General features: G+C 57.9%; 16 protein-coding genes, 1 tRNA gene and 2 pseudogenes. 10 read left to right on the top strand and 9 right to left on the bottom strand.

What is annotated here, in order from left to right; all coding sequences use genetic code 11:
• The first annotated feature begins 93 nt into the window (after positions 1–93).
• Complete coding sequence (locus ACQY4M_RS10255; RefSeq protein ID WP_428543658.1) at positions 94–825, top strand: hypothetical protein; 732 nt, start codon at positions 94–96, stop codon at positions 823–825.
• Positions 826–962: 137 nt separating this feature from the next.
• On the opposite strand, the gene ACQY4M_RS10250 is transcribed toward ACQY4M_RS10255, so the two are convergent.
• On the bottom strand, positions 963–2,006 hold the full coding sequence (locus ACQY4M_RS10250; RefSeq protein WP_428539227.1) for an IS5 family transposase: 1,044 nt from the start codon (positions 2,004–2,006) through the stop codon (positions 963–965).
• A gap of 87 nt (positions 2,007–2,093) precedes the next feature.
• Here ACQY4M_RS10250 and ACQY4M_RS10245 point away from each other — a divergent pair.
• A pseudogene (locus ACQY4M_RS10245) lies at positions 2,094–2,564 on the top strand (tetrathionate reductase family octaheme c-type cytochrome); the annotation flags it as partial.
• Entirely contained in the window at positions 2,557–3,012 is a 456-nt protein-coding gene (locus tag ACQY4M_RS10240; RefSeq protein WP_428543656.1) for a cytochrome b/b6 domain-containing protein, read from the top strand. The pseudogene ACQY4M_RS10245 and the gene ACQY4M_RS10240, both read left to right, overlap by 8 nt.
• Before the next feature lie 69 nt (positions 3,013–3,081).
• On the opposite strand, the gene ACQY4M_RS10235 is transcribed toward ACQY4M_RS10240, so the two are convergent.
• Positions 3,082–4,125: an IS5 family transposase gene (locus tag ACQY4M_RS10235; RefSeq protein WP_428539221.1), complete on the bottom strand. Its 1,044-nt coding sequence runs from the start codon at positions 4,123–4,125 to the stop codon at positions 3,082–3,084.
• Positions 4,126–4,400: 275 nt separating this feature from the next.
• Between ACQY4M_RS10235 and ACQY4M_RS10230 the strand changes: the two genes are divergently transcribed.
• The 4 genes from ACQY4M_RS10230 (at position 4,401) to ACQY4M_RS10215 (ending at position 7,965) form a co-directional block, all read left to right on the top strand.
• Positions 4,401–5,444: an IS5 family transposase gene (locus tag ACQY4M_RS10230; protein ID WP_428539227.1), complete on the top strand. Its 1,044-nt coding sequence runs from the start codon at positions 4,401–4,403 to the stop codon at positions 5,442–5,444.
• A gap of 156 nt (positions 5,445–5,600) precedes the next feature.
• On the top strand, positions 5,601–5,732 hold the full coding sequence (locus tag ACQY4M_RS10225; protein ID WP_428543654.1) for a hypothetical protein: 132 nt from the start codon (positions 5,601–5,603) through the stop codon (positions 5,730–5,732).
• Between the two features lie 62 nt (positions 5,733–5,794).
• Positions 5,795–5,871 (top strand) — tRNA-Arg (locus ACQY4M_RS10220).
• A 135-nt stretch (positions 5,872–6,006) separates the two neighbouring features.
• A complete protein-coding gene (locus ACQY4M_RS10215; protein WP_428543652.1) occupies positions 6,007–7,965 on the top strand; it encodes a 3-hydroxyacyl-CoA dehydrogenase NAD-binding domain-containing protein in 1,959 nt (652 codons plus the stop codon).
• 14 nt (positions 7,966–7,979) lie between these two features.
• Here the strand turns inward: ACQY4M_RS10215 and amaB are convergent, their stop codons facing one another.
• The 3 genes from amaB to ACQY4M_RS10200 all read right to left on the bottom strand — a co-directional run bounded on the left by amaB (position 7,980) and on the right by ACQY4M_RS10200 (position 11,217).
• Entirely contained in the window at positions 7,980–9,491 is a 1,512-nt protein-coding gene (gene amaB, locus ACQY4M_RS10210; RefSeq protein ID WP_428543650.1) for an L-piperidine-6-carboxylate dehydrogenase, read from the bottom strand.
• Positions 9,488–10,597, bottom strand: coding sequence for a saccharopine dehydrogenase C-terminal domain-containing protein (locus ACQY4M_RS10205; protein ID WP_428543648.1), 1,110 nt, complete (start codon positions 10,595–10,597; stop codon positions 9,488–9,490). Before ACQY4M_RS10205 ends, amaB begins: the two co-directional genes overlap by 4 nt.
• A gap of 101 nt (positions 10,598–10,698) precedes the next feature.
• Positions 10,699–11,217, bottom strand: coding sequence for an Lrp/AsnC family transcriptional regulator (locus ACQY4M_RS10200; protein ID WP_428543646.1), 519 nt, complete (start codon positions 11,215–11,217; stop codon positions 10,699–10,701).
• A 105-nt stretch (positions 11,218–11,322) separates the two neighbouring features.
• Between ACQY4M_RS10200 and ACQY4M_RS10195 the strand changes: the two genes are divergently transcribed.
• Together ACQY4M_RS10195 and ACQY4M_RS10190 are read left to right on the top strand one after the other, a co-directional pair.
• The gene (locus tag ACQY4M_RS10195; RefSeq protein ID WP_428543644.1) at positions 11,323–13,512 is read left to right on the top strand and encodes a dehydrogenase E1 component subunit alpha/beta; all 2,190 of its coding nucleotides are present in this window, start codon (positions 11,323–11,325) and stop codon (positions 13,510–13,512) included.
• Complete coding sequence (locus ACQY4M_RS10190; protein ID WP_428543642.1) at positions 13,509–14,537, top strand: ACP S-malonyltransferase; 1,029 nt, start codon at positions 13,509–13,511, stop codon at positions 14,535–14,537. Before ACQY4M_RS10195 ends, ACQY4M_RS10190 begins: the two co-directional genes overlap by 4 nt.
• 9 nt (positions 14,538–14,546) lie before the next feature.
• Here ACQY4M_RS10190 and ACQY4M_RS10185 read toward each other — a convergent pair whose 3' ends face one another.
• Complete coding sequence (locus tag ACQY4M_RS10185) at positions 14,547–16,334, bottom strand: acyltransferase family protein (protein ID WP_428543640.1); 1,788 nt, start codon at positions 16,332–16,334, stop codon at positions 14,547–14,549.
• A 45-nt stretch (positions 16,335–16,379) separates the two neighbouring features.
• On the opposite strand from ACQY4M_RS10185, the pseudogene ACQY4M_RS10180 reads away from it, so the two are divergent.
• Positions 16,380–16,811: pseudogene (locus tag ACQY4M_RS10180) on the top strand (transposase); the annotation flags it as partial.
• A gap of 61 nt (positions 16,812–16,872) precedes the next feature.
• On the opposite strand, the gene ACQY4M_RS10175 reads toward ACQY4M_RS10180, so the two are convergent.
• The 3 genes from ACQY4M_RS10175 to ACQY4M_RS10165 form a co-directional block, all read right to left on the bottom strand.
• Positions 16,873–18,005 (bottom strand): IS3 family transposase gene (locus tag ACQY4M_RS10175; protein WP_428539245.1). Its coding sequence is split into 2 segments (ribosomal slippage): positions 16,873–17,753 and positions 17,753–18,005, totalling 1,134 coding nucleotides; the frame shifts between segments, so codons are not numbered across the junction.
• A gap of 15 nt (positions 18,006–18,020) precedes the next feature.
• On the bottom strand, positions 18,021–18,548 hold the full coding sequence (locus ACQY4M_RS10170) for a plasmid pRiA4b ORF-3 family protein (RefSeq protein ID WP_428541861.1): 528 nt from the start codon (positions 18,546–18,548) through the stop codon (positions 18,021–18,023).
• A 125-nt stretch (positions 18,549–18,673) separates the two neighbouring features.
• Positions 18,674–19,900 carry an IS256 family transposase gene (locus ACQY4M_RS10165; protein WP_428539582.1) on the bottom strand — a complete coding sequence of 409 codons (1,227 nt, stop codon included), beginning with the start codon at positions 19,898–19,900 and terminating at the stop codon, positions 18,674–18,676.
• Positions 19,901–19,989 lie beyond the last annotated feature (89 nt).

The following is a 19,989-nucleotide window of genomic DNA, read 5'->3' as shown; positions in this document are numbered from 1 at the left end:
CAGAGCAACGCAGTCGATTGTCTGGCCTGTCATGACCGGTCAGGCCAATACACCAAAGCCGCCACACTGGCGGGTCATCCGCCGCTGAACCCTGTGCCTGCGGGTTTGAAAACCATCACCGGTGCCAATGCATGGGCTGTGGACCTGAAGCGCGCCGCCCAAAGCGTTGGCCCGACAGGGCGCGATAACTGCGGCAACTGCCACTTTTACGGCGGGGGCGGCGATAATGTAAAGCACGGCGATCTGTCTTCGGTGTTGTATAAGCCAACAAAAGACGTCGATGTGCATATGGCGGTGGACGGGTTGAACTTTACCTGTTCCACCTGCCATGTTGCCGATCAGCACCAGATCGCGGGCAGCCGGTATGATCCGATGGCCATTGATCCTCACGGCACAGGCAAACCCGGCGAGGCCCGCACAACCGCCACCTGTGAAAGCTGCCATTCGGACCGGCCACACCCGATTGCCGCTTCGAACCCGCTGGCGGTGCTGCGCGGGATCAAGCTGAATGACCACACCAACCGTGTTGCCTGTCAGACCTGCCACATCCCCGAATTTGCCCGTGGCGGGGTGGCAACAAAAACCCTGTGGGACTGGTCAACCGCCGGTCAGCTGGACAACGGCAAGATCATCAAACGCGAGGAGTATACCCAGGGGGACGGCAAGGAATTACACACCTATCTGTCGACCAAAGGGGATTTCGAGTGGGGGGAAAATGTTGTCCCTTACTATAGCTGGTTCAACGGCACGGTTGAATACACATTGCCGGAAACCACGATTGATCCAACCAAACCGGTCGAGATCAACCATAGGGAACCTCTGTAAATTCCCGTTTTCGCCTTCTTCGCGGCGGGGTGGACGGTTTTTCGCCTGTCCCGCCTGATTGCTTCGGATCATAAACCCATTTTCACCGGTTTCAAGCCGGTTTTGGGTATTTCAGGCACACCTCACCCCATGAACCCTTATCCCGGCGCCGCCAGGCCGCATTCGAACTGGACGAAGCGCTTCATGTTGTAGACCAGGTTCATCATCCCGATGCGAAATCGCGCCCGCTTCAGGCCGATGGAGCGGATCAGCTTGCCGCCCATGGAGCGCTCCTGAAAAGCGAATACATGCTCGACCCGGACCCGCACTTTCGAGCGCCTCCGGTTGGCCTTTTGCTGGCGCTCGCCAAGCGGCTTGCCGCGCCTGCCCTTGTGATGGATATGGCTGTGAAGCCCCCGCTCTTCCAGCTCGCTTTCGATCTTTTGCGAGCGATAGGCGCTGTCGGCCCACAGGTCCGATGAGGTGTTGCTCGCATCAATCAGACCGGCAAGCGCCTGGCTGTCATGCACGGCGGCATCGGTGACATCATAAGCGCGGATGAATTTGTGCCGCCGGTCGACATTGATGTGGTTCTTGTAGCCGTAATAGCTCTTGCCGTGCTTCTTCGTCCAGCGCGCATCCACGTCCTTCTGGCGCTTCTTGTGGGGTTTTTCCTCCCACTCTTCAGGCGTTTCGCCCGCCTTGATTTTCTCGTTCTCGTCCCTTTTGTTGTGCTGGCGCGGCGCCGGAACGATGCTCGCATCAACAATCTGCCCGCCCATCGCCAGATAGCCCTTTTCGCGCAGAAAGGCATCGAACTTGTCAAACAGCTCCTTCATCTTCCCGGCCCCGGCCAGCCTTTCACGGTAGGCCCAGATGGTCTTGGCGTCAGGTACGCTGTCTTCAATGCCAAGGCCGAGAAACCGCATGAACGACAGGCGGTCGCGGATCTGATACTCGATCTGATCGTCAGAGAGGTTGTAGAGCTGCTGCAAAACCATCGTCTTGAATATCAGCACCTCATCCCAAGGCGGGCGGCCAGCGTTGGATTTGCGCTGTTCGGGCGGCGTGCGCCATATGGCCTTCAGCTCGTCCCGGTAATCCTCGAACGGCACCATGTCGTTGAGCAACACCAGCGGATCACCAGATTTGTCCAGTCCCGCGTATCGGCTGGAAAGATCAAAAAATCCCATCTGACCCATGACAAAACCCCGTCGGTCGAATCATTTTCATCCTGATGACGATTCTACCCCGTCAGGCCGGATTTTGGGGGATTTTTAGAGGTTCCCCATATTTACGGTTCTGCCGATGATCCGGATTCCCGCATCTGGCCTTTCAAACGGATGATAGGGCGCCAAGCCTATGACGCAGGCTTTAACAAACTGGCTTATAGCCACGTCTGGGGGCCTGATACCGACACCGCCTTCTGGACCAATTTCGATTGGGCCAAGGCGATCAAGGCAGGTATGAAAGCCGCCGGATCGGACTATTCCGGCAAATACGGTTTTGTCGATACGCGCATGTATTGGCCGATTGCCCATATGGTGGCCCCGGCGGAAAAGGCCCTGGAATGCAAGGACTGCCATGCCGAAGACGGGCGTCTGGACGGGTTGAACGGATTCTATATGCCATGGCGCGCGCCGTATTCGACGGCGGGGATACTGGGGATACTGATGGTTCTGGCTGCCTTTCTGGGGGTTGTCGGCCACGGGTTGATCCGCATGTTCAGCAAGAAAAGCAGGGGAGATAGCCATGAGTAAACGTCAGGTCAAAATTTACCCGCGCTTTGAACGGTTGTGGCATTGGACGCAAGCCCTGTTGATCTTCATCCTGCTATTCACCGGCCTTGGATTGAACGGGCTGCATCATATCCTGCCATTCGGTCCGGCGGCGATGATCCACAGTGCCGCCGCCATCCTGCTGCTAATCCTTTGGATATTCGCCACCTTCTGGCTGTTTACAACAGGCAATTGGCGTCAGTTTGTTCCAACACTGGATGGTTTGCTCAAGGTCGTCCGGTTCTATGCGTATGGTGTGTTCAAAGGCGAACAACCCCCTTATCGGAAAATGATCTGGCGCAAGTATAACCCTTTACAAAGTCTGTCATATTTCGGCCTGAAAGTGGCTGTGTTCCCTTTGGTCTGGAGCACGGGCATCCTCTATTTGACCTATAAAAGACCTCTGCATGAGGCCATGGCTTTCGGTTGAAGCAAGATTTCGGCCGCCCACCTTGCGCCCCTGCGGGTCCGGCGGACAGACGGGTGGCGGGGTTTGGGGCTATGCGATTGCGGGGGTTTGCGGGTTGAGGGTGATCCTGTTTGCGGCCTTGAGCAGGTTTTGCGCGATGGCGGCCATGACCATCTGGGCATGCACCCTGGCGCGCCCGAAATATCTCGCCCGCTGCAGGCCGAAGAGGCGTTTCATCGTGCCGAAAGTCTGCTCGATGCGGAAGCGGCGTTTCGAAATCAGCCGGTTGAAGCGTTTCTCCGATTGCCGCAGGGGGCGGCCGCGCGCTGCCTTGCGCAGGATGCCGTCGCGGTATTTGCCGCGCAGCATCTGGCGGTTGGCCTTGCTCGCATAGGCCTTGTCGGCCAGCACCCGCTGCGCCTTTGCGCCCGCGATCATGGTGGCGAATTCGGGGCTTTCGGCGGCATTGGCGGGCGTGGTGTGCACCTTGTCGATAAAGCCCTCTTCGTCGCAGCGGGCAAAGCCCTTGTAGCCGAGCGTGCTCTTGCGGCCCTTCTTGACCCAGCGGGCATCAGGGTCGGCGCTGAAATGCAGCTGTGCCCCGTCGGGTGAGACCTCGGGCGGATCATCCGGCGTCCCTTCCCTTGCCCCGTCCTCTGCCCGGTCCTGCGGGGCGTCGATATGGGTGCGCGGGCGCGCCGCCGCCGCGATCAGGGTCGCATCAATGATCGCCGCCTCAGCCTCTTTCAGCTTCAGCCCATGCGCCTCGATCTGGCGGCAGACCTCGGCCAGCAGCTCATCGTAAACGCCACCCCGGACCAGCGCATTGCGGAACCGGCAGTGGGTCGTCTCATCCGGCACCGACGCGTGCAGATCGAGCCCGCAGAACAGCATGAAATCCAGCCGCACCTTCAAGGCCCGCTCCAGCTTCGGGTCGCTCAGCCCGTGCCACTGGCCAACCAGAAGACACTTGAACAGAACCAGCGGATCATAGCCCTGAGGCCCGATCCCCGAGCGCCCCAGACCGCGCCGCAGGATCGGCAAAAACGAGTTCCAATCCATCAGCGCGTCGATCTTCGACAGAACGTCATCCGCGCCGATCCGTGCCGCCGCTTCGTGCAGGAAAAGGTCCATCTATTCACCCCAGAGATTTCCCGGCTAGCTTACCAAAACGGCCAACCCGGGGGAATCCCGATGTTATGCAGAGGTCTTTATAATTTATGGGACTATATTCCGGATGCCGGTTTCTACCTGAATATCGTTGCCAACTTGCACCTTCTGGCGGCCTATATTGTTACGGCTTTTGTTGTTATCCATCTCTAGGGAACCTCTAAAAATCCCCCAAAATCCGGCCTGACGGGGTAGAATCGTCATCAGGATGAAAATGATTCGACCGACGGGGTTTTGTCATGGGTCAGATGGGATTTTTTGATCTTTCCAGCCGATACGCGGGACTGGACAAATCTGGTGATCCGCTGGTGTTGCTCAACGACATGGTGCCGTTCGAGGATTACCGGGACGAGCTGAAGGCCATATGGCGCACGCCGCCCGAACAGCGCAAATCCAACGCTGGCCGCCCGCCTTGGGATGAGGTGCTGATATTCAAGACGATGGTTTTGCAGCAGCTCTACAACCTCTCTGACGATCAGATCGAGTATCAGATCCGCGACCGCCTGTCGTTCATGCGGTTTCTCGGCCTTGGCATTGAAGACAGCGTACCTGACGCCAAGACCATCTGGGCCTACCGTGAAAGGCTGGCCGGGGCCGGGAAGATGAAGGAGCTGTTTGACAAGTTCGATGCCTTTCTGCGCGAAAAGGGCTATCTGGCGATGGGCGGGCAGATTGTTGATGCGAGCATCGTTCCGGCGCCGCGCCAGCACAACAAAAGGGACGAGAACGAGAAAATCAAGGCGGGCGAAACGCCTGAAGAGTGGGAGGAAAAACCCCACAAGAAGCGCCAGAAGGACGTGGATGCGCGCTGGACGAAGAAGCACGGCAAGAGCTATTACGGCTACAAGAACCACATCAATGTCGACCGGCGGCACAAATTCATCCGCGCTTATGATGTCACCGATGCCGCCGTGCATGACAGCCAGGCGCTTGCCGGTCTGATTGATGCGAGCAACACCTCATCGGACCTGTGGGCCGACAGCGCCTATCGCTCGCAAAAGATCGAAAGCGAGCTGGAAGAGCGGGGGCTTCACAGCCATATCCATCACAAGGGCAGGCGCGGCAAGCCGCTTGGCGAGCGCCAGCAAAAGGCCAACCGGAGGCGCTCGAAAGTGCGGGTCCGGGTCGAGCATGTATTCGCTTTTCAGGAGCGCTCCATGGGCGGCAAGCTGATCCGCTCCATCGGCCTGAAGCGGGCGCGATTTCGCATCGGGATGATGAACCTGGTCTACAACATGAAGCGCTTCGTCCAGTTCGAATGCGGCCTGGCGGCGCCGGGATAAGGGTTCATGGGGTGAGGTGTGCCTGAAATACCCAAAACCGGCTTGAAACCGGTGAAAATGGGTTTATGATCCGAAGCAATCAGGCGGGACAGGCGAAAAACCGTCCACCCCGCCGCGAAGAAGGCGAAAACGGGAATTTACAGAGGTTCCCTCTATATGCTGACCATCGGTCATGGCTTCCGCGCCCATGTAAAACCGATGATCACAGGTTATGACGAGATAGATCTGTCCCCCGAAGAAGAGGCCTATCTACAAAATGACGAGCCTTGGCGGCTGAAAGACAGTTAAAGCAGACGGGATGTGCAAAACTATTTGCACCCCTCGCAACTTTGCCGTAAACCGCGCCACAGGCACCCGTAGCTCAGCTGGATAGAGCGCTGCCCTCCGAAGGCAGAGGTCTCGCGTTCGAATCGCGACGGGTGCACCATTCCCTTTACGCGTGACATAGGCGAATGGCGCAAAAGCGCAGTTGTCCATTGCCGGTGACGCGGCCTCAGCTCTTTGATGCTTGATTAGTCATCGGTCCTTGGCTACCCCTTTGGCAAAAGCAGGGGGAACGCGCATGACACAGCCGGTAACAATCAGCAAACAGGATGGCATTGCCACCGTCACCATCGATAATCCGCCGGTAAATGCGCTGTCGCAGGCGGTTCGACAGGGGTTGGCGGATGCGGTTCGGCAGACAGAAGCGGATGCGGATGTGAAGGCCGTTGTGCTGCTGTGTGCGGGGCGGACGTTCATTGCAGGGGCGGATGTGCGGGAATTCGGGCAAGCGCCGCAGGAGCCGCATTTGCCGGATGTGATCGATATGATCGAGGGGGCTTCCAAGCCGTGGATCGCGGCACTGCATGGCACCGCCTTGGGCGGCGGTCTTGAGGTGGCTTTGGGATGCCGGTTCCGGCTGGCGGTTCCATCCGCCAGACTGGGCCTGCCCGAGGTCAATCTGGGCCTGATCCCCGGTGCCGGTGGCACCGTGCGTCTGCCGCGTCTGGTGGGGGCATCGGCGGCGCTTGAGATGATCGCGGGTGGTAAAATGGTTTCGGCGGACAAGGCGTTATCGCTGGGGCTGGTGGACCGGATTGTGGACGGGGATCTGACGCAGGCCACGCTGGAATTTGCCAAGGGTGAAGCGCTGGAAGCGACTGTCGAGCCTTTGATGGCGCGGGGGGTGGCACAGCCAGACAGCGACGCTTGGGAGGCGCAGAAAGCGGCGATTGCCAAACGGGCGCGCGGGCAGAATTCGCCGCTGGCGGCCATCACGGCGCTGGAAAACGCGCTTGCTTTGCCTGCTGGTGAGGCGCTGGCGAAAGAGCGTGAATTGTTTTTCCAGCTAAAGGATGATCCGCAATCACTGGCCTTGCGCCATATCTTTTTTGCCGAACGATCCGCCGGAAAAATGCCGCGATTAAAGGGGGTTAAACCGCGCCCCTTCGATGAGGTCGGCGTGATTGGCGGCGGCACGATGGGCGCGGGGATCGTAGCAGCCTGTTTGCTGGCGGGCCTGCGTGTGGTGATGTTAGAACGCGATCAGGACAGCCTGAGCGCGGGGCAGGAACGGGTGCAAAATACCTTGACCCAAAGCCATAAACGCGGGTTAATTGATGCGGGTGCTTTGGCGCGGATGCAGGACAATTTCAGCGGCGCGACCGATTACGCCGCCCTTGGCGATGCCGATCTGGTGATCGAGGCGGTGTTCGAGGATATGACGGTAAAGAAGGACGTGTTTACCCGTCTGGACGTGTCCACCAAACCCGATGCGGTGCTGGCCACCAACACATCCTATCTGGATATCGCCGAAATCGCCGAGGCGGTGGCGGATCCGTTCCGTGTACTGGGTCTGCACTTCTTTTCACCCGCCTATATCATGAAACTGCTGGAAATTGTGCACCCGCCCAAGGTGGCGGACGATGTGCTGGCAACGGGCTTTGCATTGGCCAAACGTCTGGGCAAAATCGCGGTGCCTGCCGGTGTTTGTGACGGGTTTATCGGCAACCGGATCATGTCGGCCTATCGGCGCGAATGTGATTATATGCTCGAGGATGGCGCACTGCCTCAGGACGTGGACGTTGCGATGCGCGATTTCGGATTTGCGATGGGGATATTCGCAATGCAGGATATGGCGGGTCTGGATATTGCCTGGGCAATGCGCAAACGTCAGGCGGCGACGCGCCCTGCCGATATGCGCTATGTCGATATTCCCGATCAGCTGTGCGAACTGGGCCGGTTCGGGCGCAAGACGGGGGCGGGGTGGTATGATTATACATCCGATCCCAAGGGCGCGCCGGACCCGTTGGTGGAAGGTATTATCACCAAGGCCAGCGCGGACAAGGGGATCACGCGGGTGCCGTTATCCGCAGATGAAATCATGGGCCGGATCATCGGCGTGATGCAGTCCGAGGGGCGCAAAATTTTGGCAGAGGGCATCGCGCAATCACCCGAGGCGATAGATGTGGTGATGGTCAACGGCTATGGCTTTCCGCGCTGGCGCGGCGGGCCGATGTTTATGGCGGGGGATAAATAGCCCCCGCCGTTATCCTAGATTTCAAATTTAACACCCTGCGCCAATGGCAGCTCGTCACTGAAATTCATCGTGTTGGTCTGCCGGCGCATATAGGCTTTCCACGCGTCCGAACCACTTTCACGTCCGCCGCCGGTTTCCTTTTCACCGCCAAACGCCCCGCCGATTTCAGCACCCGAGGGGCCGATATTGACATTGGCAATGCCGCAGTCCGAACCGGTGTCCGAAACAAAGCGTTCGGCCTCGCGCATGTTCAGGGTAAAGATGCAGGACGACAGCCCCTGCGGCACCGCGTTCTGCGTTTCAATCGCCTGATCCAGATCGCTATAGCCCATCACATAAAGGATCGGCGCAAAGGTTTCGGTTTGCACGATGGCGCTTTGCTCGGGCATATCGACGATGGCAGGGCGCACATAGGCGCCACCGGCGGGCACGCCTTTCGTGACTTGTTCACCGCCATGCACCACACCACCCTGGGCACGGGCGGTGGCCAGTGCGGCTTGCATGTTTTTCAGCGCCTCCATGTCCACCAACGGGCCGACCAGCGTGGCGGGATCAAGCGGCGAGCCGACGGGAAGGCTGGCATATGCCTTGACCAATTTGGCCACAAGTTCAGTGCGGATGCTTTCATGCACGATCAGGCGGCGTAGCGATGTGCAGCGTTGCCCCGCCGTGCCGACCGCGGAAAACACGATCGCGCGCACTGCCATGTCCAGATCGGCCGAGGGGGCGACGATCATCGCGTTATTACCGCCCAGTTCCAGAATGCTGCGGCCAAACCGTTCGGCCACCACCGGCCCGACAGCGCGGCCCATGCGGGTCGAGCCGGTAGCCGAGATCACCGGAACGTCCCTGGACGCCACCATCGCCGCGCCAACATCCGCCCCGCCGATCACCACTTGCGACAGACCTTCGGGGGCATCTTCGCCAAAGCGTTTGGCCGCGCGCTCGAATATCACCTGACAGGCCAGCGCCGACAGGGGCGCCTTTTCGGACGGCTTCCAGATCACCGGATCGCCGCACACCAGCGCCAGTGCTGTGTTCCAGCACCAGACCGCCACGGGGAAGTTGAAGGCGCTGATCACGCCGACAGGGCCAACGGGATGCCATGTTTCCATCATCCGGTGGCCGGGGCGCTCGGATGCGATGGTCAGGCCATACAGCATCCGCGACTGGCCCACGGCGAAATCGCAGATGTCGATCATTTCCTGCACTTCGCCCTGACCTTCGGACAGGATTTTGCCCGCTTCCAGCGACACCAGCGCGCCCAGATCATCCTTGGCCGCGCGCAGTTCCTCGCCCAGCAGGCGCACCAGTTCCCCACGGCGCGGGGCGGGCACATAGCGCCATTGTTTGAATGCCGATTTGGCGCGGGCAATCACTGCGTCCATATCCGTGGTTTCGGCCAGATGCGCCAGCTCGGCCCCGTCCACAGGCGAGGTCACGGTCAGGTTGCCGCCTTGCAAAACATCGGCAGTCAGCCCAAGGCGGGCCAGAATGGTTTCGGCTGTGTTTACATGCTTGTTCATGCTGCGCTCTCCAATGCTGTCATGTCGCCGGGGGTGTAAAGCTGGCCAAATTCGGTGCTTAGGAAATCGGGCAACCTTACTTCTTCCTGTGCGATAAACCCTGCTTGTGGCAGCATCCCGTGGCGCACCATATCGACCACGCCGGTCACACCGGCGGCTGTGGTGATCTGGATCGCGCCCCAATGGGTGCCGTTCACCTTGCGGGCCACGGTTTTGTTGATCAGCGAGCGTTCACGCAATTCGCCGTTGATCCGGCCGGTGGCGGTGCAATAGACCAGCACAACGTCCTGATCGGTGCGGGGCAGGGCGGATTCAAAAATGTCCTTCATCACGTCGCGTTTGCGGATCAAGCCCAGATCATGCAGCATCAGTTTGATGATGTCGCGGTGACCCGGATAGCGGATGGTGCGGTATGACACAGAGCGCGCCTTACCCTGCAGTTTTTCGGCCAGTGTGCCCAAACCGCCCGAGGTGTTGAAACATTCGTAATCCACGCCGTCCACCGACAGGATTTCCAGATCTTCCAGCGGTGCGGTTTTTACCAGCTTGCCATCCACCAGCGCATCGCAAGGGTTGCAATATTCGTTGATCAACCCGTCGGTTGACCAGGTCAGGTTATATTTCAGCGCGTTGGTGGGATAGAGCGGCAATGCCCCGACCCGCAAGGACAGCGTGTCGATGTCGTCAAACTCTGCCGCCAGATGCGCGCCCGCGATGCCGACGAAACCCGGCGCAAGACCGCATTGCGGCATGAACACGGTGTTGGCCCCTTCGGCCAGTTCACGCACCACGTTGGTCGAGGCCACGTCCTCGGTCAGATCGAAATAATGCGCACCGGCGCGTTTGGCGCCCGCCGCAATTGTGGGGGTCAGGAAAAATGGAGCGGCGGAAATCACTGCGTCGAACCCGTCCAGCGCCTTGGCCACCGCATCCGCGTCGCCCGCGTCCATCTGGGTGATGGCCACATCGGGCATGTCGATGGCTTTCAGCGCCTCCAGATCACGGTCGGCGACCGTCACGCTGTAATTTGGGGATTCCGCCAAAAACGCGGCGATGGTCTGGCCGATCTTGCCGCCACCGATGATGCAAACCTTCCACATGGGCATTTCTCCTGTTTTGCCTGTTTAGGTAAATGTGGAGGCTGATTGTGGAGAAAGGCAGGGATAAAACCGGCGGGAAAGTGGTTGGATGCCGTCAAATAGGCGGATTACCCGTCAGATTGTGTGTTCACATCCATGAACTGCGCCGCAATTCGCTGTGCGGTTTCATTATATCCGCGATCAAAACGACGGCCGAACACCACAAACGTCTTGGTGCGCATCACCCCCGGTATTTCGGCGATTTCATCGACAACCACGTCCAGATCCTCGATCCGCGGGGCTTCGATGCTTAGGAACAGATCGAATTCGCCGTTGATCGACAGGCACAGACGGATTTCGGCATATTGGCCAAGGCGACGCAGGATTTTACGGGTTTCCTGCTGTTTAACTTCCATTAAAACAAGGACTTGGATGCTTTCCTCGGACGGGTTTTTACTTAGAACAACGGAATATCCGGCAATCACACCGTCCTTTTCCATCCGCATGATCCGCTCATGCACGGTAGAGCGCGCCACATTCAGGCGGGCGGCGATATTGGTGGTGGATTCCCGCGCGTTGCGCTGCAATTCCCGCACGATCCGCCGGTCCAGATCGTCCTTTAGCCATTTTGATGATCTTTCCGTCATAATGTCGATTATGCAGGGATTTCCGGTAGAATGGCAAGTGGCCTTATGATGGAAAACAGGCCAGGGTGGGCAAAACAGGGGTGATTCCGGCAATACGGGGACGATATGGATCGCGCAGCAATTGTTCATCAGAATTTTCTGGATCGGGTGGCGGCCAATGATTTGCCCCACGGGGCGCCGGTTGTTACCGACCTGCCAAACACAAAACTGGTCGAGCTGTTCCGCAGTCAGGTGTTGTCGCGGCAATTGGATCGCACCAGCCGCATGATGCAAAAGGCGGGGCAGGGGTTTTACACCATCGGCTCCAGCGGGCACGAGGGCATGGCGGCGGTGGCCGAGGCCTTGCGCCCCACCGATATGGCGTTCCTGCATTACCGCGATGCGGCGTTCCAGATACAGCGCAGCCAGCAGGTGCCGGGGCAGAATATCGCCTGGGATATGCTGCTGAGCTTTGCGGCCTCTTCTGATGATCCCACATCTGGCGGGCGTCACAAGGTATTGGGATCAAAGGCGCTTTTCATCCCGCCGCAATCCTCGACCATCGCCAGCCACCTGCCCAAGGCTGTTGGTGCGGCCTATTCCATCGGCCTTGCCCGCCGTCATGCGCCCGAACACTGCGCCTTGCCCGAAGATGCGATTGTGATGGCGTCGTTTGGCGATGCATCCTCGAACCATTCCACCGCGCAGGGGGCCTTCAACACTGCCTGCTGGACAAGTTTTCAATCGGTTCCCCTGCCTGTGCTGTTCGTCTGCGAGGACAACGGCATCGGCATTTCCACCCCCACGCCGCAGGGTTGGGTCGCGGCGAATTTCATGCACCGGCCGGGAATGCGCTATTTCCATTGCAACGGGCTGGATATCACCGAAACCCACCGTGTTGCCGCGCAGGCTGCCGATTATGTGCGCCGCCACCGCAAACCGGCCTTTCTGCATGTGAAAACCGTGCGGCTATACGGCCATGCGGGATCGGACGTCGAGGCGACCTATCGCGCCAAACAGGCGATTGCGGCGGATGAAGCCAATGATCCGCTGCTGCACAGCGTGCGGATATTGCAAGAGACGGGCGCCTGTTCCCGTGACGAAGCCCTTGATATCTATCACGAAACCGAAGCCCGCTGCACCCGTATCGCCGCCCGTGCCGTCAAGCGGCCGCATCTGAAAACCGCGTCCGATGTGGTGGCGTCACTGATACCGCCCAAACGGGACTGCGCCCCGACGAACGGCCCAACGCCTGCGGACCGTGCCAAAGTGTTCGGCAGCGACATGCGGGCAATGGACGAACCACAGGCGATGAACCGGCTGATCAACTGGGCGCTGACCGATCTGATGCTGGAGCATGGCGAAATCGCGGTGATGGGCGAGGATGTGGGGCGCAAAGGCGGGGTTTACGGCGTGACGCAAAAACTGCAAACCCGTTTCGGGCCGGATCGGGTGATTGATACGCTGCTGGATGAACAATCCATTCTAGGCCTTGCCATCGGCATGGCGCATAACGGTTTCATTCCGATGCCGGAAATCCAGTTTCTGGCCTATCTGCACAACGCCGAGGACCAGATCAGGGGCGAAGCCGCCACGTTGTCGTTTTTCTCGAACGGTCAGTACAGCAACCCGATGGTGTTGCGGATTGCCGGTCTGGGTTACCAGCGCGGCTTTGGCGGGCATTTTCACAATGACAATTCGCTGGCCGTGCTGCGCGATATTCCCGGCGTGATCATTGCCTGCCCGTCTAATGGCGCGGATGCGGCATGTATGCTGCGCGAAGCCGTGCGGTTGGCACGCGAGGAACAGCGGGTGGTGGTGTTTCTGGAACCGATCGCACTGTATCCGATGCGGGATTTGCATGGCGAGGGCGACAAGGGCTGGATGCACCTTTACCCGTCGCCCGATAAACGCATCCTGCTGGGGCAGGTCGGCGTTTCGGGGCGGGGCACGGATCTGGCGATGGTGACCTATGGGAACGGGTTCTACCTGTCGCAACAGGCGGCGAAGGTTCTGAAGGGCAAGGGGGTGAAGCTGCGGGTGATCGATATGCGCTGGCTGGCCCCGTTGCCGAAAGAGGAATTGTTAAAACAAACAAAGGCTTGCGGATCGGTGTTGATAGTAGACGAGTGCCGCGAAACCGGCAGCCAGTCAGAAGGCTTGATGGCGATGTTTACTGAGGCGGGCCGCGAAAATATCGCGCGGGCCACAGCGACGGATTGTTTTATCGCTACGGGTCCGGCCTATGGCGCGACCTTGCCCACGGCAGACGGTATCGCGCAAGCGGCGCTTGAATTGCTGGAGGGCGCGAAATGAGGAAAACAGCGGTTCTGATCTGCCCCGGACGCGGCACCTATAATGCACCGGAGCTGGGCTATATCTCGCGGCACTTTGGTGCACCTGCCTTGCTGGCCGAATTTGATGCCTATCGAGCGGCACAAGGGCAGGAAACAGTTTCGGCGCTGGACGGGGCGGAAAAATTTTCGGCGCGGCTGCATACGCGCGGGGATAATGCCTCACCTTTGATCTATGCTGCGTCCCTGCTGGATGCACAGGCGATTTCGGCGGATTACGATATCGTTGCTGTCACCGGAAATTCGATGGGCTGGTATATTGCGCTGGCGGCGGGCGGGGCGCTGGATCCGATGGCGGGGTTTGCGGTGGTCAACACCATGGGCACGCTGATGCAGGAACATCTTATTGGCGGGCAGGTGCTGTATCCGTTTGTTGACGACAACTGGCAGGAAATTCCCGGCAAGCGCAATGAATTGCTGGCGCTTGTGGCGGATATCGACGGACGAGGCGGGGCCGTGCTGGCGGTGTCGATCCGGCTGGGTGGGATGCTGGTGCTGGCGGGAAATGACGCGGGGCTAAAGGCGTTTAAGGCCGCCGTGCCTGCCTATGACCGCTACCCGTTGCTCCTGCCAAATCACGCGGCGTTTCATACGGATTTGCAGGAACCGGTTGCCGCCGAGGGCCGTGCGCGGTTGGGGGCAGATCTGTTCGGCCCCCCGAAAACCCCGCTGATTGACGGGCGCGGGGCGATCTGGTGGCCCCATGCAACCGACGCGGCGGCGTTGCGGGCCTATACCCTTGGGGCGCAAGTCACTGAAACCTATGATTTTACCCGCGCTATTCAGGTGGCCGCCCGCGAATTTGCGCCGGATGTGTTTATCGTTACCGGACCTGGGGCGACACTGGGCGGGGCGATTGCGCAATCCCTGATCGCGATTGACTGGGACGGGATGGACAGCAAGGCGGCGTTTCAGAAACGGCAGCTGGAAAACCCCGTTTTGATAGCAATGGGGCGTGATGATCAGCGAAAACTTGCTACCAGATAAGGTTGCCTGCTATCGTGACCGGTTGCTTTCTGCCTTGGCGATTTCATTTGCCTGGGCAAGCTTGACCTGTTCCAGAATATAGGGCGCCAGCAGGCGGGCACCGGCATGTGACAGGTGATCATCGTCAAAATAATAGGAAATACCGTCAACCAGATTGATGCAGCGCTGTTTGATAAACGTATTGCATAGTAATTCATGCGGTTTTACCCGATAAAGGTTCGGGCTGTTCAATGTATCAAACGCCGCAATAACCGGCCCGTTGCGTTGGGCGAAAACCTGATACGAAGTGGATATATTGTCTATATTCTGCTCGTGACCGACCAGAATTCTTTTTACTGCCAGTTCGGGTACATTCCAGCCTGCTTCGGGGATGGGATAGACCAGAACGACATTGAATTCCTTGGTCAGTTCAAGAATGTTTTCTGGAAAGGATTGCAAAACCCTGTTGCGGCGGTCTGGATCCTTGGGGCCAGCGTTTTCATCGCGATATTCCAGCAGATCGATATAGGCACCTTTGCCGCTTTCGACGCCGCCTTCGCCGTTGTCAAACCTTGCACCGTTCCAATAAAGCGTGAAACGGGACGTAATAACCAGAGTTTTTACGCCTGCCTTGCGGGCGTATTCCAACATGTGTTGATTATATTTGCTGCACTGGTAACTGTCCGGAGTATTGGCCCTGAAATACCCTTCCAGGCCGATACACCCGGCATAAGCCACTGAATAGGATGAGATATTTACCTTTTGCAACGCCAATTGCGCCTGATAGGAAATCGCGTGGGAATGGCTGTCACCAATAAACATGACGTCAATCTTGTCGCCGTTGGTGAATTCCTGACACCCTTTGCGGGGCTGGGTGCTGTAATCGTCCCTGATTTTAAGCAGGCAGGTCTCATAGGGGTTTCTGCTTTGCGAGAAATTGGCATAATAGCGGGCTGTGTCATTCAATCTTTGGGGTACGCCATTTTTCAAATGTCCGTAAATACCAAAAGCAATTAAGGCGCTGCCAGTGGTTGCGGCCAGCATAAAGATGGTACCTTGGGAAAGTGATTTGGCGAAGTTGCCTTTCCGAAACGGTTGTTCGACAAACCGCCAAGTAAGATAGGCAAGGGGCAAAGACAGGCCCGCAAGGGGCAGCATTTCCCATTGGGTCGGTTGGCGCAGATTATGAAGACGGGCAAAGGCGAACAGGGGCTGGTGCCATAAATAGGCGCTATAGCTGATCAGACCGATGGTTGTAAATGCACGCAATGACAACAGCTGTGCAACCCATGTACCCTGGCTTGCATATAACAGGATCAGCACAGTCCCCCCGACAGGTGCCATTGCATAGATTGAGGGGAAGGGGGTATTTTCATCAAAGTAGAACACGGAAAACAGGATCAGAATGAACCCCAGCAGGGCGGCAAAATTACCCGGTAGCCGAGGCTTGTTGGTGTTTAGGAAGGCAACCATTGATCCCGCTAAAAATTCCCAGGCCCGCGTTGGTGCAAGATAGAAATTTGCGGTCGGGTGGGTGCGCCAACCCCATTCGCTTAGGGCAAGGCTAAGGAGTGCAAGTACGGTAATGCCGAAAAATGCCCGATTGCGCCCGTACCGCCAAAGGATAAACAGCAGGATCGGTAAAATCAGGTAATATTGTTCTTCGACTGCCAGGCTCCAGGTATGCAAAAGCGGTTTTTCATTTGCAGTCAAATCAAAGTAACCACCTTCGCGATAGAACAGAATATTGGAGGCAAATACGGAGGTAGTGTCGCGAGTTTGGTGGAAATTCGAGGACGGCGTAATCTCCGGGTGCATCGAAGCCACCCAACCGGCGGCTGGAACCGCCAAGGAGATCACGCCATGACAAAGAATACAGCAACATCGACATCCGCGCTACTGGCCAATGAAGCAGGCTATGACCCGATTGAAGACCGGCTGCGCCAGAACATCCGCGCGACGATCGAGGCGGTTTTCGAAGAGGAGCTGGAGCAGTTTCTGGGCCGTTGCCGGTATGGCCGCAGCGGCGGGGCAAAGGCCGGATACCGCCACGGGCATCGCGAGCGGCAACTGGTCGGAACATTTGGAACCGAAACGGTGCGCGTGCCGCGTGCGCGGATCACAGGCGAGGCCGGCAAGGCCAGAGAATGGCGCTCGAAGGCATTGCCCCGCTACCAGCGGCTGACGAAGAAGGCCGAGGCGCTGATCGCTGCTGTCTACCTTTCGGGCACCAACACACGGCGGGTAAAACGCGCCCTGTTCGGCCTGTTTCAGGGGGCGGTCAGCAAGGATGTGGAGAGGTGGTCCCACTTTTTTGACCAGTCAGCAGCCAGTTTAAGATGGATCAGGGTTTCATTTAGGCTGCCAAACTCATTGGTTTTGTTTTTCTGTCATAGGCTTCATCCGGGGTCAATATTCCGTGGGTGGAATGCGGGCGCTCGGTGTTGTAGTAAGCCAACCATTTCCCGATCCCGGCGCGGGTCTGCGAACCCGTTTCAAATGCGTTGAGGTAAATGCATTCGTATTTCAAGGATCGCCAAAGCCGCTCGATCATCCGGTTATCGACCCAGCGACCTTTGCCATCCATCGAGATTTTCACGTCGGCTTCTTTCAGCGCCTGCGTCCATTCAAACCCGGTGAACTGGCTGCCCTGGTCGCTGTTCATGATATCGGGCTTGCCGTATTTGGCCATAGCCTCTTTCAGGGCTTCAACGCAAAAATCTGCCTCCATGCTGTTTGACAATCTCCAGCTCAAAACCTTGCGGCTGTGCCAGTCCATGATCGCGACCAAATAGAGGAACCCGCGCTGCATCGGAATGTAGGTGATATCTACGCACCACACATGGTTTGGACGATCAATCGTCAGGTCTCGCAGCAGATACGGGTAGATCTTATGCTGCGGATGTTTCTTGCTCGTGTTGGGCGTCTGGTAGATCGGAACCAACCGCATCAGCCGCATCAAACGGCGGACCCTGTGGCGACCACACTTGTAACCTTGGCGCTGCATGTGCCGGGCCATTTGCCGTGATCCATACCACGGCGTCTGCAAGAATTGCTTGTCGATTATTGTCATGAACCGCAAATTTTCAGCACTTTCGCCTTTTGGCTGGTAATACAGGTTCGAGCGCGCCAGAGAAAGTAGCCCGCATTGTCGTCGCACACTCAGATCATGCTCACGGCTCACCATTTTTTGCCTCGCTTCCCGAGCAACTGTTGCGAGGCGTTGGCTAAAAAATCCCGTTCCACGACCAGCTGACCAATCTTGGAGTGCAGCTTCTCAATCTGGGCTTCATCAACCCGATCAGGATCACGGCCCCGTCTGGAAAATGCCGTGGCCATGTTTTCAATCGCTGCTCGTTTCCATGTGCCAATCTGGGTTGGATGCACACCATACTTCTTCGACAGCTCCGCCATCGTCATTTCCTCGCGGATTGCTTCAAGCGCAACGCGGGCTTTGAATTCGGGAGAATGGTTCTTTCGTTTCGTCATTTTGAATCGTCTTTCTCATAAGTCGATCCACCTTAACAACTGGTCCGAATTTCCGCGACCACCTCTGAGGTATTTCATCAATTCCCAATTTACCGAGTCGGAATCAAATTGTTCACTATCGTAATCGCCTCCGGACCACTCCATATAGCTTTCGTGCTCTTCATGGCTCGGATCCTTCAGGGCGTTGCAGAATTCAAAGTAACCGGGTACACCACCCACATCCTCAGGTGGACAAGCCCGTTCACCCTCAAGACAGGCCAGCTCCGTTCTCAATTCAGGATTGAAATAGCGGTTCTCCTCCAAGAGAAGTTCATGTTCCCAGCTGTCCCCGAAATCATACAGATAACTGAATGTTCGGCCTTTCTGTTTGATCAAATCTCCAAGCCGGTATTTTCCACATACCAACCCGTCTTCTTTGGATTCCGGATATTCGGTGTAGCGTTTTTTCCCAATGGTAAATTCGTGCAGGTGACTGTCGGTCCAGCCCATGACAATCTGAATCACATCGTGCAGCCGATCCAGCGTGATGCTGGCTGGCACCACAAAGCGACGCCATATTGCCGGTTCGATATCAAGCAGTTGTATTTTCAGTAGATAAAATCGGTTGTGTCTCGAAAGTGGTGGAAATTGATTTCAGGCACCTCCGAGCGGGTTGAGTTATGCGCCGGTCAGGCGGCTTGGTCAAGGGTTGCGTCGGCGACGGGCTGAGCGAGCGTTTCCCAGCCATCGACCTTTCGCATGACGATCTGCCCCGAGGCCATCAGAGCCCAAAGCAGCATCGGCACGGTCTCGGCGCATGGCAGCACGGTCTGGGTCTTGATGCGGCGGCGGAATTCCTCGTTCAGGCGTTCGATCGCATTTGTCGTTCTGGCCGATTTCCACTGGCCTTGTGGCAGACGCGTGAAGGTGAAAAGCTTATCTCCTGCTTCTTCCAAGCTGTCAGCGACGGCCTTGCATTTCAGCCGCCATTTTCGCAGAAATGCCTTGCGGCGGGTGGCGATTTCCTCGGGTGTTTTGGCGTAGATCATGTCGCGGTAATCTTCTGTCAACTCATCATGCATACGCTTGGGTGCCTTGGCCAGAAGGTTGCGGTGCTTGTGCACCGTGCACCTCTGGATCGGCAGATCTTCACCCCAGAGGGCAATGAGAGCGACCTCAAGTCCCGGTGCCCCGTCCACGATGACAAATTCGGGCCGTTTCAACCCGCGCGCATCCAGATCGTTGATGAACTGACGCCAGGCGGAGGTGCTTTCGCCGCCCATGTTCATCAGTGATAACAAGACCTTCTGCCCATCCCGGCGCACGCCAATCGCGGCCAGAACCGAGATATTGGTGGCCTTCCTGTCAATCCGCGTTTTGATCACGGTGCCGTCCAGGATCAGCCGCACGATGTCTTCATCCGCAAGGCTGCGGGCGCACCACGCCTGCCAGTCCACCTTCACCTTGCGCCAGGCGCGGCTCACCACATCCTTGCTGACCGCCCCCTGAAACAGGCCGAACAGGGCGCGTTTTACCCGCCGTGTGTTGGTGCCCGAAAGGTAGACAGCAGCGATCAGCGCCTCGGCCTTCTTCGTCAGCCGCTGGTAGCGGGGCAATGCCTTCGAGCGCCATTCTCTGGCCTTGCCGGCCTCGCCTGTGATCCGCGCACGCGGCACGCGCACCGTTTCGGTTCCAAATGTTCCGACCAGTTGCCGCTCGCGATGCCCGTGGCGGTATCCGGCCTTTGCCCCGCCGCTGCGGCCATACCGGCAACGGCCCAGAAACTGCTCCAGCTCCTCTTCGAAAACCGCCTCGATCGTCGCGCGGATGTTCTGGCGCAGCCGGTCTTCAATCGGGTCATAGCCTGCTTCATTGGCCAGTAGCGCGGATGTCGATGTTGCTGTATTCTTTGTCATGGCGTGATCTCCTTGGCGGTTCCAGCCGCCGGTTGGGTGGCTTCGATGCACCCGGAGATTACGCCGTCCTCGAATTTCCACCAAACTCG

This window comes from Profundibacter sp., assembly GCF_965277155.1.
Lineage (GTDB): Bacteria > Pseudomonadota > Alphaproteobacteria > Rhodobacterales > Rhodobacteraceae > Profundibacter.
This window is presented reverse-complemented; position numbering and strand designations above follow the sequence as displayed.